This window comes from Streptomyces sp. NPDC094147, from assembly GCF_044764265.1.
In the GTDB taxonomy this organism is placed as follows: domain Bacteria; phylum Actinomycetota; class Actinomycetes; order Streptomycetales; family Streptomycetaceae; genus Streptomyces.
In genome coordinates, this window is the sequence record NZ_JBIWHT010000001.1 from 1042801 (window position 1) to 1055660 (window position 12860).

13 protein-coding genes are annotated in these 12860 nt (G+C 71.5%); 2 read left to right on the top strand and 11 right to left on the bottom strand.

Annotated elements, in window-relative coordinates; all coding sequences use genetic code 11:
- Positions 1-8: 8 nt before the first annotated feature.
- Both ACIQ8J_RS04670 and ACIQ8J_RS04675 read right to left on the bottom strand, forming a co-directional pair.
- On the bottom strand, positions 9-1406 hold the full coding sequence (locus ACIQ8J_RS04670) for an APC family permease (protein WP_403264772.1): 1398 nt from the start codon (positions 1404-1406) through the stop codon (positions 9-11).
- A 313-nt stretch (positions 1407-1719) separates the two neighbouring features.
- Positions 1720-2601 (bottom strand): LysR family transcriptional regulator, encoded by an 882-nt coding sequence (locus tag ACIQ8J_RS04675; RefSeq protein ID WP_403264775.1) that lies wholly within the window; start codon positions 2599-2601, stop codon positions 1720-1722.
- Between the two features lie 77 nt (positions 2602-2678).
- Between ACIQ8J_RS04675 and ACIQ8J_RS04680 the strand changes: the two genes are divergently transcribed.
- The gene (locus tag ACIQ8J_RS04680) at positions 2679-3383 is read left to right on the top strand and encodes a hypothetical protein (RefSeq protein WP_403264777.1); all 705 of its coding nucleotides are present in this window, start codon (positions 2679-2681) and stop codon (positions 3381-3383) included.
- An 82-nt stretch (positions 3384-3465) separates the two neighbouring features.
- Here the strand turns inward: ACIQ8J_RS04680 and ACIQ8J_RS04685 are convergent, their stop codons facing one another.
- The 9 genes from ACIQ8J_RS04685 to iolC all read right to left on the bottom strand — a co-directional run bounded on the left by ACIQ8J_RS04685 (position 3466) and on the right by iolC (position 11823).
- Positions 3466-3681, bottom strand: coding sequence for a hypothetical protein (locus tag ACIQ8J_RS04685; protein WP_403264779.1), 216 nt, complete (start codon positions 3679-3681; stop codon positions 3466-3468).
- Between the two features lie 308 nt (positions 3682-3989).
- Entirely contained in the window at positions 3990-4820 is an 831-nt protein-coding gene (locus tag ACIQ8J_RS04690) for a helix-turn-helix domain-containing protein (RefSeq protein WP_403264781.1), read from the bottom strand.
- Positions 4817-5338 carry a DUF6879 family protein gene (locus tag ACIQ8J_RS04695; RefSeq protein ID WP_403264784.1) on the bottom strand — a complete coding sequence of 174 codons (522 nt, stop codon included), beginning with the start codon at positions 5336-5338 and terminating at the stop codon, positions 4817-4819. The genes ACIQ8J_RS04690 and ACIQ8J_RS04695 overlap by 4 nt, the downstream gene beginning before the upstream one ends.
- Positions 5325-5516: a hypothetical protein gene (locus ACIQ8J_RS04700; RefSeq protein ID WP_403264787.1), complete on the bottom strand. Its 192-nt coding sequence runs from the start codon at positions 5514-5516 to the stop codon at positions 5325-5327. Before ACIQ8J_RS04700 ends, ACIQ8J_RS04695 begins: the two co-directional genes overlap by 14 nt.
- Before the next feature lie 168 nt (positions 5517-5684).
- Complete coding sequence (locus ACIQ8J_RS04705) at positions 5685-7187, bottom strand: CoA-acylating methylmalonate-semialdehyde dehydrogenase (RefSeq protein ID WP_403264790.1); 1503 nt, start codon at positions 7185-7187, stop codon at positions 5685-5687.
- 14 nt (positions 7188-7201) lie between these two features.
- Positions 7202-9091: a 3D-(3,5/4)-trihydroxycyclohexane-1,2-dione acylhydrolase (decyclizing) gene (iolD, locus tag ACIQ8J_RS04710; RefSeq protein WP_403265251.1), complete on the bottom strand. Its 1890-nt coding sequence runs from the start codon at positions 9089-9091 to the stop codon at positions 7202-7204.
- Positions 9082-9915, bottom strand: coding sequence for a 5-deoxy-glucuronate isomerase (iolB, locus tag ACIQ8J_RS04715; RefSeq protein WP_403264793.1), 834 nt, complete (start codon positions 9913-9915; stop codon positions 9082-9084). Before iolB ends, iolD begins: the two co-directional genes overlap by 10 nt.
- Before the next feature lie 16 nt (positions 9916-9931).
- Positions 9932-10819 carry a deoxyribose-phosphate aldolase gene (locus ACIQ8J_RS04720; RefSeq protein ID WP_403264795.1) on the bottom strand — a complete coding sequence of 296 codons (888 nt, stop codon included), beginning with the start codon at positions 10817-10819 and terminating at the stop codon, positions 9932-9934.
- Positions 10816-11823, bottom strand: coding sequence for a 5-dehydro-2-deoxygluconokinase (gene iolC, locus ACIQ8J_RS04725; RefSeq protein ID WP_403264798.1), 1008 nt, complete (start codon positions 11821-11823; stop codon positions 10816-10818). Before iolC ends, ACIQ8J_RS04720 begins: the two co-directional genes overlap by 4 nt.
- Before the next feature lie 134 nt (positions 11824-11957).
- Here iolC and ACIQ8J_RS04730 point away from each other — a divergent pair, with 134 nt between their 5' ends.
- On the top strand, positions 11958-12860 hold the full coding sequence (locus tag ACIQ8J_RS04730; RefSeq protein WP_403264801.1) for a sugar phosphate isomerase/epimerase family protein: 903 nt from the start codon (positions 11958-11960) through the stop codon (positions 12858-12860).

The following is a 12860-nucleotide window of genomic DNA, read 5'->3' on the forward strand; positions in this document are numbered from 1 at the left end:
GCAGGACCTCAAACCTGCGCATCCTCCGGGATGCTGACCAGCCATCGGGTGTCGCGGCGCGGCCTCAGATACAGCGCCCAGTACAGCGTGGCGACCGCGGTGATGCCGCCGGTCCACAGCAGGTACTCGGTCTCCTGCTGGGTCAGGATGTAGGCGAGTACGGCGATGAGCAGCACCGGCACCGCGGGCCACAGCGGCATGCGCCAGGCCGGGACGTCCTTGTGGGAGCCGCGCCGGCAGAGCAGGGCGGCGACGGCGACCAGCAGGTACATGCCGGTGACGGAGACGCCGGTGACGCCGTAGAGGGTGTCGAGCTTGACGAAGCACAGGCCCGCGCCGGGGACGCCGACGAGGAGGGTGGCCACCCACGGGGAGCCGAACCGGCCGAGCCGGGACAGGCCCCGGTTGACCGGCTCGGGCCAGGCCTTGTCGCGGGCGGAGGCGAACAGGACACGGGAGTTCTGGATGACCATGACGATGCCCGCGTTGATGATCGCGAGGGCGACGCAGAGGCTGACGAAGGTGCCGACCGCGGAGTTCGACCAGGCGGCGACCATGCCGCTGAGGTCGCCGCCGGTGAGGGCGGCGAGGTCGGGGGCGCCCATGGTGATCGCCACAACGGGCACCAGGATCACGGCGGTCGAGATGGCGAGGGTGGCCAGAACGGTGCGGGCGACGTTGCGCCGCGGGTGCTCCAGCTCCTCCGACAGGTACACGGCGGTCGAGAAGCCCTGGGTGACGAAGAGGGCGATGGCGAGTCCGGAGATCACCATCATCGTGGTCACCGTCGAGGGGGCGCCGCCCGAACCGGCCACCGAGCCGTGGACGAGGGCGGAGGCGCCGCGCTCGCTGTGGGAGAAGCCGAGCACCGCGACGACACCGGCGGCGATGACTTCGAGGACCAGGAAGATGCCGGTGATCCAGGCGTTGGCGCGCAGGTCGAGCAGGCCGGCCAGGGTGGCGAGCAGCATCACCCCGGCCCCGGCGGCGGGCGCCGGGATGTGGACGATCGGCGCGAGGTAGGCGGCGGTGCCCATCGCGATGACGGGCGGCACGATCATCACGACGAGCAGCGAGAGGACGAACACCAGCCATCCGGCGAGCCGTCCGGCCATCGTGGACACCATGGCGTACTCGCCGCCCGCGCTGGGGATGAGGGTGCCCAGCTCCGAGTAGCAGAAGGCGACGGCGATACAGAGCAGCGAGCCGATCGCGATGGTGAGGGCGGTGTAGGTGCCGAGGGTGGCGAAGAGATCGGGCACGACCACGAACAGGGTGGAGGCGGGCGTCACGCAGGACAGCGTGAGGAGGGTGCCGCCGACGACGCCGATGGAACGCTTGAGCTTCTGCGGGGTGGGGCCGGTCGAGGGGGCGAGCGCCTGGGGGGCGCTGAGCGTTTCCGTCATCGTGCGGTTCCGATCGACTGGTGCGGTGTCCGATCCGCGGGAGCGGTATCGCCTCCATAGGCGGGTGGTGAAAGTGGTTCGGTGGCTCCCGGGTGGACGTCATGGAAGCCTCCGGAGAACCGCAGGTCAATAGCTGTTCTGCTGCGGAATCCGAAGATCCGGCACGCGTAGACCCCGGTTTTCGGCGTTAAGAACGCGCCAAGGCATGACGATCGGACGGTGCGGGAACCGCAGCGCCCGCGCCGAAGTTTGTCCTTAACTTTTCGCGGCCTTCCGCAGTGCGGACGGTCGCGGCCCGCTCGGACGCGGGCGCTCAGCCGCCCAGCGCGGCCACCAGGGCCGGTACGGGTCCGGCGGGGCTGCGCGGATGGATGATCTCCGTACGGTGCACGAGGCGGGGCGCCGAGATCCGCACGCCCACCGTGCCCGCGAGCCCGTCGGCCGCGCCGAGCGCGAGCGCGGCGAGCCCGTGCCCGGCCGCGACGAGCACCCCGAGCCCCCTCAAGTCCGTACCGCTGTACGTCACTTGGGCCCGGAAGCCGTCGCTGTGTGCGGCGCTGCGGAGCCGGGCGAGGGGGACGGCGGTGTCCGGGGCGTCGATCCAGCGGGCGTCGGCGAGGTCGGCCAGGCGCAGGGCGGGGCGGTCCGCGAGGGGGTGGCCCGTGGGGAGCAGCACCGCGAGGGGCTCCTCGGCGATCCCCAGGGTGGCCATCGGTCCCGCGTCGGGCAGCGGCAGGGGGTCGCTGGGGGCGGCGGCGCCGGACACGAGACCCAGGTCGGCCTCGCCCGTCACGACGGCCCGGACCACCTCGTCACGCCCGAGCACCCGCACGGCCGCCACCAGCCCGGGGGCGGCCCGGCGCACGGCGGCGAGGGCGTCCGCGAGGGCGGGGGTCATGGCGGCGGGCACGCAGGCGACCGTGAGGCGCGAGGACTTGACCTGCTTGAGCGATGCGATGTCGGCGCGGGCCGCGTCGAGGCGCAGCAGCAGCGGGCGGGCGTGCTCCATGAGCCGCTGCCCCGCCTCGGTGGGCCCGACCGGGCGGCGCGAGAGCAGCGCGGCGCCGAGGTCGGCCTCAAGGGCCGCGATGTGCTGCGAGACGGCGGACTGGGTGTAGCCGAGCGACTGGGCGGCGGCGGAGAACGAGCCGTGCTCGACGACGGCGACGAAGGTGCGCAGCAGATGCGGATCCATGGGCATCAGTATCGCTAATGTGGAGTGCAGAGATCATCGTTGGACGTAATGACGGGGTGGGCGCCAGGCTGGTGGGCATGACCACGACCCGTATCGCCCTGGTGGGCGACCGCTCGCCCGACGTCCGCTCGCACACCCGCGTCCCGCTCCTCCTGGAGGCCCTGCGCAGCCGGGAGGGCCTCGACCTGGACGCGTACTGGATCCCGACCGAGGAGGCCGAGGCGCACGGCGTCGGGGGCTTCGACGCGGTGTGGGTGCTGCCCGGCAGCCCGTACCGCAGCGAGGCGGGCGCGCTCGCCGCCGTGCGGACCGCCCGCGAGGAGGGCATCCCCTTCCTCGGCACCTGCGGCGGCTTCCAGCACGCGCTGGTGGAGTACGCGCGGAACGTGTGCGGGCTGCACGGGGCCGGCCATGCCGAGAACACCCCGGGCGCCGAGGACCCGGTCATCGTGCCGCTCGCCTGCTCGCTGGTCGGCCACGAGGGGGAGATCCTGCTGGCGCCGGGCTCGCGGGCGGCCCAACTCCTGGGAGCGGAGCGGAGTCTGGAGCGCTACCACTGCAACTACGGCGCGAGCGCCCGGCACCTGGACACCCTGCGCGCGCACGGTCTGAGCTTCCCGGGCACCGACACCGAGGGCGACGTCCGCATCGCCGAACTCCCCTCCCACCCCTTCTACCTGGCCACCCTGTTCCAGCCGGAACTCTCCGGCGACGGCACCCGCCCGCACCCCCTGATCCGGGGCCTGGCCGCCGCGGCGGTCCAGCACGCGGAGTCGCGATGAGACGCCTGCTGGCGGCGTACGTCCGCGCGTGCACGGTGCCGAACGCGTGGGCGGCGAGCCCGCTGGGGCGGGCGGGACGGGGTTAGGGGGTGCCGTTGCGGAGGGCCTCCGCGAGCTTCTCGGCGAGGGAGGCGGGGACGGCGCCGATCTCCGCCCAGGGCGTGCCGCGCCCGCTGACCAGCGGCCGAACCCGCGCAACCCGCCCCTCAGCGGCACCGACCGCCCGCAAAGCATCCTGAAGCAACTCACTGGCCTGAGCGGCCCGGTCCCATCCGTCCCGCCACTCATCCATCCGCATGTCGGGGATCTCCTTTCATGCGGGTGGCCGACGTACGCCGCTCGTCATGCCGCGGATGGTTCCGCACTTCCGCGGCGGCGTCGTACGCCTCGCCCCACCGCTTGGCCTCCCGCGCCTCCCGAAGCTGCTCAGCCAGCGCCATGCACACCCCGCACCCGTCAACAGGGCTGCACCCATATACATACGCTTCGACCGCCCCGGCCAGTTCTACCGGCGGTTCTGGATATGTGGCCGGATTGGTCATGGCATCTCCTCACGACATCGCGTTTTTGCTGCGCGACCAGTGTCGTATTCCGGACGGCATGCTCCTAGGGAGTTTCCTGTTCCGTCAAAAACCCGTCTCGGATTCCCTCAACCAGGCTCCGCATTCCGTCGCCGGACAAGGCCGATTGCTCGAACCCTTTGAACTTGCGGACATACATTTCAACGTCCTGCGGATCCGTAACGACTATCTCAGCGTGCACCGTTTCAACGGTCACCATCCGGTCGTCTCGAATGACGAAAGCGTGATTGGCGATGTCCGTCTGCGGGGCGGAGAGCGGCACGACTCGAATGTCCACGTGAGCCAGTCGGGACATGGACACGATGCGGTCAAGCTGTGCGGCCATCATCTGGGGCGGGACGATCCGCCAGCGAAGGACAGGTTCCGTGATGACGAAGCGGAGCTTCTTCGTACTGTCGAACATCACGTTCTGACGCTCAAGCCTCCCGCCGATCGTGCGCGTGAGGGCGTCTTCGCTCAGGTCGTGGCGTTGGAGGACAGCGCGGATGTACTCAGGTGTCTGGAGCAGGCCGGGGACCAGAGCGGGTTGGAAGAGCCGCAGCACAGCCATCTGCGCTTCAAGGGCCTGCGCTGCCTGCTGACCCGTGTGGATACCGGCTCGCTTGAGGAGGCGCCACGCCGTGGCCTCTGTGGTCGCTGCGCGGACCGCTTCCGTGTACTCGGCCTTGATGGCGTCGGACACCCCGAGGGCGGTGAGGATGCGTTCTACGTCCGTGGCGCTCGGCAGGAGGTTGGCGTTCTCAATCTTGGAGAGCTTGGACGGAGACATGAGGGCGCTACGGGCGACGGCTTTGGCTTCCTTTCCGGATGCCTCTCGCAGTGCCCGCAGCGCGGCCCCAAGCTGTGCTTTGTTCACTCGCCGTACTTGGCCCACCAGTCGGTGAACGGCTCCGCGTGGGCAAGTGCCGTTTCTCGGTATGCCCGGTAGGTGGCTGCTCTGTCCGGCGGGAGAACGTCAGCACCGAGGAATGCCCCGGCATCGTCGTACCGCATGACAGCGGTGTCCTCGGAGTCGAAGAGCCAGAAGTCGGGAACGCCTTCGAGCGGATCGGTCCCGTCCGTCACGTCGAGGATGAAGAACTCTTCCCCACCGGTCATATTCGTCCAGTAGCCCCAGCCCAGCTCGAAACGGAGGTACTCCGTGAGCGGGCGCTTGAGGACGTGCACGCGGTACACCCTCTTGCCCCGGTGGGCGAGGCCCCGGAGCTCTGCGACCCATTCGGAGTTGTAGCCCTCCGGCCGCTGCCGGCCGGCCTGGAAGGCGCGGAAGGCGTCGACGTTCCCGGAGCCGCTGTAGTCCTCCAGGGTCTCCAGGCGGAACGCCTCGTGCCGGAACCCCTCGAAGAGTTCCGCGAGGGTGCTAGAGGAGGCCATCGGCAATGGCCTTCTTGATCAGCTCGACGGGGATCTCGACGAGGGTTTCGTGAGCGGGAATCCTCAGCCCGTGGTCGGTGGGCGTCTCCCCCTGGACGAGGAACGTGCCCCGGTCGGTGGCGTAGATCGTCGGGCAGTCCTTGATGTCACAGGTACTGATCAGCTTGGTCACCTTCATGGGTTCCGGTTCCCCTCTGCCGTGCGGTGGAGTGCCGTCTTCGATGCTCCCGAGCCAGTGACCACAGGGTCAAGGGATCACGGTTGAGAGAACGGGAAACCGACCGGGACAGCACGAACCCCCGGCCGGTTGGGGTTGGTCGGGGGTCCTGATCGGCCGGGGCCGGTGTCAGTGGTTGCGCGGGAAGCCCAGGTCCACGCCGGACGGGGCATCGGCGGGGTCCGGCCAGCGGGTGGTGACGACCTTGCCGCGGGTGTAGAAGTGCGTGCCGTCGTTGCCGTAGATGTGGTGGTCGCCGAAGAGCGAGTCCTTCCAGCCGCCGAAGGAGTGGTAGCCCACCGGCACCGGGATCGGCACGTTGACGCCGACCATGCCGGCCTCGACCTCCAGCTGGAAGCGGCGGGCCGCACCCCCGTCGCGGGTGAAGATCGCGGTGCCGTTCCCGAAGGGGGACGCGTTGATCAGCGCCAGGCCCTCCTCGTACGTCTCCACGCGCAGCACGCACAGCACCGGGCCGAAGATCTCGTCCCGGTAGGCGTCCGACGAGGTCGGCACGTGGTCCAGGAGGGAGAGGCCGATCCAGTGGCCGTTCTCGAAGCCGGGGACGGTGTGGTCCGTGCCGTCGAGGACGACGGTCGAGCCCTGCGCCGCCGCGCCCGCCACGTACGAGGCCACCTTGTCGCGGTGGGCCGCGGTGATCAGCGGGCCCATCTCGGACGCCGGGTCGTTGCCGGGGCCGATCTTGATCTTCTCGGCGCGCTCGCGGATCTTCTCCACCAGCTCGTCGCCGATGCCGCCGACCGCGACGACCGCCGAGATCGCCATGCACCGCTCGCCCGCGGAGCCGTACGCCGCCGAGACCGCCGCGTCGGCCGCCGCGTCCAGGTCCGCGTCCGGCAGGACCAGCATGTGGTTCTTGGCGCCGCCGAGCGCCTGCACCCGCTTGCCGTTGGCGGAGGCGGTGGTGTGGATGTAGCGGGCGATCGGCGTCGAGCCCACGAAGGAGACCGCGGCCACGTCCGGGTGGGCGAGCAGCGCGTCCACGGCCACCTTGTCACCGTGCACGACGTTGAAGACGCCGTCCGGCAGGCCCGCCTCGGCGAGCAGCTCGGCGATCTTCATCGAGGCCGACGGGTCCTTCTCCGAGGGCTTCAGGATGAAGGTGTTGCCGCACGCGATGGCGAGCGGGAACATCCACATCGGCACCATCGCCGGGAAGTTGAACGGCGTGATGCCCGCGACGACGCCCAGCGGCTGGCGGATGGAGGCCACGTCCACCCGGCTGGAGACCTGCGTGGACAGCTCGCCCTTGAGCTGGGTGGTGATCCCGCAGGCCAGATCGACGATCTCCAGGCCGCGCGCGACCTCGCCCAGCGCGTCCGAGTGCACCTTGCCGTGCTCGGCGGTGATCAGCTCGGCGATGGCGTCCCGGTTGGCGTCGAGCAGCGCCCGGAACTTGAAGAGCACGGTGGTGCGCTGGGCCAGGGAGGACGTGCCCCAGGTCGCGTACGCCGCCCGTGCGGTGGCCACCGCCTGGTCCACCTCCTCCACCGACGCGAAGGCGACCTGCGTGGTGACCGCTCCGGTCGCCGGGTCGGTCACCGGGCCGAAGTTGCCCGACGTGCCCTCGACGGTCTTGCCACCGATCCAGTGGTTGACGGTCTTCGTCATGTCCAAGTGCTCCTTCACAGATGGCGGCGTCGGGCGCTGACGTGCCGTTCGTACTCCTCGCGGGCCGTGACCGCCGACGATCGGGTCGCGGTCTCGGCCACGGGCACATCCCACCACGCCTGGGCCGGGGGCGGGCCCGACACAGTGTCGGGCGTTTCGGTCTCCACGTAGACACATGTGGGAACGTCGGCCTTACGCGCCTCGGCCAGGGCTTCCCGCAGGTCACGCACGGTTTCGGCGCGCAGGACGCGCATCCCGAGCGACGCCGCGTTGGCCGCGAGGTCGACCGGCAGCGGATCCCCGCCGTACGTCCCGTCCGCCGCGCGGAACCGGTACGCCGTGCCGAACCGCTCACCCCCCACCGCGTCCGAGAGCCCGCCGATCGAGGCGTACCCGTGGTTCTGCAGGATCACCACCTTGATGGGGACGTTCTCCTGCACGGCGGTGACGATCTCGGTCGGATTCATCAGATACGTGCCGTCACCGACCAGCGCCCAGACCGGCCGGCCCGGTGCCGCGAGGGCGACTCCGATCGCCGCCGGGATCTCGTATCCCATGCAGGAGTAGCCGTACTCGACGTGGTACTGGTCGCGCGAGCGGGTCCGCCACAGCTTGTGGAGGTCGCCGGGGAGCGAGCCCGCCGCGTTGATCAGGATGTCGTCCCCGGTGACCAACGTGTCGAGTACGCCGAGGACTTGGGCCTGGGTGGGGCGCCGGTCGTCGGATGCGGGGGTGTAGGCGGCGGTGACCCGGCGCTCCCAGTCCGCCTTCAGACGCGCGCGCTCGGCCTCGTACCCGGGCGGTACGCGGTGGCCCGCCAGCGCCTCGTGCAGCGCGGCCAGTCCCGTCCGGGCGTCGCCGACCAGTTGCCGGCCGCCCATCTTGTGCGCGTCGGCGGGCCGGACGTTCAGGTTGATGAAGCGGACGGCCGGGTTCTGGAAGAGGGTCGAGGAGGCGGTGGTGAAGTCGGTCCAGCGGGTGCCGACGCCGAGCACCACATCGGCGGTGCGGGCCAGTTCGTCGGCGGCGGCCGTGCCGGTGTGGCCGATGCCGCCGATGTCGCACGGATGGTCGTGGGGCAGCGCGCCCTTGCCCGCCTGGGTGCTCGCGACCGGGATGCCGGTGTCCTCGGCGAGGCGGCCGAGCACCTCCTGGGCGCGGGCGTGCCGCACCCCTCCGCCCACCACGATCAGCGGACGGCTCGCCTCCTTCAACTCCCCTGCCGCTGCGGCCAGTTCACCGGGGTCGACCGCCGGGGCCCGCACCTGCCACACCCGCTCCCGGAAGAAGTCCTCCGGCCAGTCGTACGCCTCGGCCTGGACGTCCTGCGGCAGCGCGAGGGTCACCGCGCCGGTGGCCGCCGGGTCGGCGAGCACGCTCATCGCGTTCAGCGCGGCCGGGATCAGCGCCTCGGGGCGGACGATCCGGTCGAAGTAGCGGGACACCGGGCGCAGGCAGTCGTTGACCGACACATCACCGGCGTACGGGACTTCGAGCTGTTGCAGCACCGGGTCGGCGGGGCGGGTGGCGAAGGTGTCGCCGGGCAGGAGCAGCACCGGGAGGTGGTTGACGGTCGCCAGCGCCGCGCCCGTGACCAGGTTGGTGGCGCCGGGTCCGATCGAGGTGGTCACGGCGTGCGCGGAGAGCCGGTCGCTCTGGCGCGCGTAGCCGACGGCGGCGTGCACCATGGCCTGCTCGTTGCGGCCCTGGTGGTAGGGCATGGCGTCCGGCCCGGATTCCAGCAGCGCCTGCCCGATCCCGGCGACGTTCCCGTGCCCGAAGATGCCCCAAGTGGCCGCGATCAGGCGGTGGTTGACGCCGTCGCGGGAGGTGTACTGGCGGGCCAGGAAGGCGATCAGCGCCTGGGCGGTGGTGAGTCGACGCGTCGTACCGGTCACCGGTATCCCTCCACGTGATCAGGGTGGAAGGAGATCTTCCACTCCCGTTCCTGCCCCGGTCCCGCCATGACGTTCAGGTAGTACATGGCGTTGCCCGGCTGGGCGATCGAGGGCCCGTGCCAGCCGTCCGGCACCAGCACCGCATCGCCCGAGCGCACCTCGGCGAGGACGTCGGCGCCGCCGGGGCGGGACGGCGAGACGCGCTGGTAGCCGTAGCCGTCCGGGCGCTCGAACTCGAAGTAGTAGATCTCCTCCAGCTCGCTCTCCTCGCCCGGCCGCCGCTCGTCGTGCTTGTGCGGCGGATACGAGGACCAGTTGCCGCCGGGCGTGATCACCTCCACGGCGATCAGCCGGTCGCAGGCGAAGGCGTCGGCGGCGGCGAAGTTGCGCACCGTACGGGAGCAGTTCCCGGCGCCCCGGGCTTCGACGGGTACCTCCGGCGCGGGGCCGCAGCGAGCGGGGAGTCGTCGCTCGCACCGCGCTCCTGCCAGCGCGAAACGGCCTCCCGCGCCGGAGGCGATCTGGGTGTGCGCGTCACGCGGCACATAGGCGAAGTCGGTGGCGCCCGCGAACACGCTCTTCCTGCCGAGCAGTTCGACGGCCGTGCCGTCCGTGCGCACCGTGCAGCCGCCGCTGAGCGGCACCACGAGCCACTCGCTGTCGCCGGTGGCCAGCAGGTGCGAGCCGCCGGGCGGCAGTTCGAGCACCCGCAGCGAGGAGTAGCCCCAGCCGGCCCGCCCCGGGTCGATGTCGACGGCGTACGCGCCCCGGGCGGCGGCCCCGGCCCGCACCAGCAGTCCTCGGTCTTCCGCCAGTCCTTGGTCATCCATGTCCGACTCCTACCCCCTACAGCAGCCCGACGGCGGTATCGACGGCCGCCGCCACATCGCCGTCGGCCGGATAGAGCAGCGAGCGCCCGGCGACCAGGCCCTGCACGGTGGGCAGGTGCAGCGCCCCGCGCCACTTCTCGAAGGCGGCCTCCTGGTCGTCCCCTATGTCGCCGCCGAGCAGCACCGCGGGCAGCGTGCTGGTGGCCATGACCTCGGCCATGTCGTCGGGGTTCTCGGTGACGGGCACCTTCAGCCAGGTGTACGCGGACGTCCCGGCCAGGCCCGAGGCGATGGCGATGGACCGGGTGACGGCCTCGGCGGACAGGTCGTTGCGGATCCGGCCCGCGCGGCGGTGGCAGATGAACGGCTCGACAAATACCGGGAGTTGGCGCTCGGCCATCTCGTCGATGGCGCGGGCCGCGGCGTGCAGCGTGTCGAGCGAGCCCGGGTCCTGGTAGTCGATCCGGAGCAGCAGCTTGCCCGCGTCGAAGCCGAGCCGGGCGAGGTCCTGGGCGCGGTGGCCGGTGAACCGGTCGTCCAGTTCGAAGGCGGCCCCGGCGAGACCGCCGCGGTTCATGGAGCCGACGACGACCTTGTCTTCGAGGGCGCCGAGCAGCAGCAGGTCCTCCAGGATGTCGGCGCTGGCGAGCACCCCGTCGACACCGGGCCGGGAGAGGGCCAGCCGGAGCCGGTCGAGCAGATCGCCCCGGTCCGCCATGGCCAGCCCGTTCGCGCCGACCCCGAGCGCGCCCCGGGCCGGATGGTCGGCGGCGATCACCATCAGCCGCGCGCCGTCGTCGCGCAGCAGCGGTCTGCGCACCCGCCGGGCGGCGGCCTCGGCGACGGCCTCGGGGTGGCGGGCCCGGATCCGCGCGAGCCCGGCGGGTCCGATGTCGGCGGTCATGCCCGGCCGCCTTCCAGTACGCGCTCGACCTCGGCGGGGTACGGCATCGCGGACGAGCAGGCGAGCCGGGACGCCACGATGGCCCCGGCGGCGTTGGCGTACCGCATGACGCGCTCCAGCTCCCAGCCGGCGAGCAGCCCGTGGCAGAGCGCCCCGCCGAACGCGTCGCCCGCGCCGAGCCCGTTGACCACCTCGACCGGCACGGGCGCCACCTCGGCGACCCTGCCGTCGCGGTGCACGGCGAGCACGCCCTTGGGGCCCTGCTTGACGACGGCGAGCTCGACCCCGGCGGCGAGCAGCGCCTCGGCGGCGGCCCGGGGTTCCCGCTCCCCGGTGGCCACCTCGCACTCGTCGATGTTGCCGACGGCGACGGTGGCGTGGGCGAGGGCCTCGCGGTAATGGGTGCGGGCTGCCTCCGGGGCCTCCCAGAACATGGGCCGCCAGTCGAGGTCGAAGACGGTGGCCACCCCCTCGGGGGCGCTGCCCCCGAACCCCCGTTCCCCAATCTCTTGGGTTCTGCTGTGCAGCGCCGCCAGCGTCGCCCTCCGGCTGGGCTCGGCGCACAGCCCCGTCCCCGTCACCCAGAAAATCCGCGCCGCCCGGATCGCGGAAAGATCCAACTCCCCTTCCCGCAGCTCCAGATCCGGCGCCTTCGGCAACCGGTAGAAGTACAGCGGGAAGTCGTCCGGCGGGAACACCTCGCAGAAGGTGACGGGCGTGGGCAGCCCGTCCACGGGCGTGACCCAGCGCGCGTCGACCCCGAACTCGCCCAGTTCCGTGCGGAGGTACTCGCCGAAGGGGTCGCGCCCGGTGCGGGTGATGAGGGCTGTGCGGCGGCCGAGCCGGGCCGCGGCGACCGCCACGTTGGAGGGCGAGCCGCCGAGGAACTTCCCGAACGAGGTGACCCGGGCCAGCGACACGCCGGTCTGCAACGGGTAGAGGTCGACGCCGATCCGGCCCATCGTGATCAGGTCGTACGCAGTGCCGTACGGAGCCTCGTCCATGCACGTCCCTTCGGGGTCGCCGGGTCGCCGGTGCCCCCAGGTCTAGCCGCCGTCTCCCACCCCTGTCAATCTTTTGTCCTTACATTCGGACGTAGCCTTGACACTCCTCCAGCGCCCCCGGAAGGCTGGCCCCCATGACGACGGCGAAGACCCGCATCCGGATCGGCTCTGCCCCCGACTCCTGGGGCGTCTGGTTCCCCGACGACCCGCGCCAAGTCCCCTGGCAGCGCTTCCTCGACGAGGTGTCGGCCGCGGGCTACCGGTGGATCGAACTCGGACCGTACGGCTATCTCCCCACCGACCCGGCGCGCCTCGCCGCAGAGACCGGAAAGCGCGACCTGCGGGTCTCCGCCGGGACCGTCTTCACGGGGCTGCACCACGGCCCGGCGGTCTGGGAGAAGACCTGGGCGCACGTGTCCGACGTGGCCACGCTGACCCGGGCCACCGGGGCCGGACACCTCGTCGTCATCCCGTCCTTCTGGCGCGACGACAAGACGGGCGCGGTCCTGGAGGACAGCACCCTGACCGCCGGGCAGTGGCGCGACCTGGCCGACCAGACCGAGCGCCTGGCCCGCGAGGTGCGCGAGCGCTACGGGCTGCGGATCGTCGTACACCCGCACGCCGACACCCACATCGACAGCGAGGAGAACGTGGCCCGCTTCCTCGACGCCACCGACCCCGAGCTGGTCTCGCTGTGCCTGGACACCGGGCACTACGCCTACTGCGGCGGCGACAGCGTCAAGCTGATCGAGACGTACGGGGAGCGGATCGGCTACCTCCACCTCAAGCAGGTGGATCCCGAGGTGCTGGACCAAGTGCGCGCCGAGGACCTGCCGTTCGGGCCCGCGGTCGCCCGGGGTGTGATGTGCGAGCCGCCGTCGGGGGTGCCGGCGCTCGAACCGGTACTGGCCGCCGCCCAGGCGCTGGACGTCGACCTGTTCGCGATCGTCGAGCAGGACATGTACCCCTGCGAGCCGGACCGGCCGCTGCCCGTCGCCGAGCGCACCCGCGCCTTCCTGCGATCCTGCGGAGCCTGA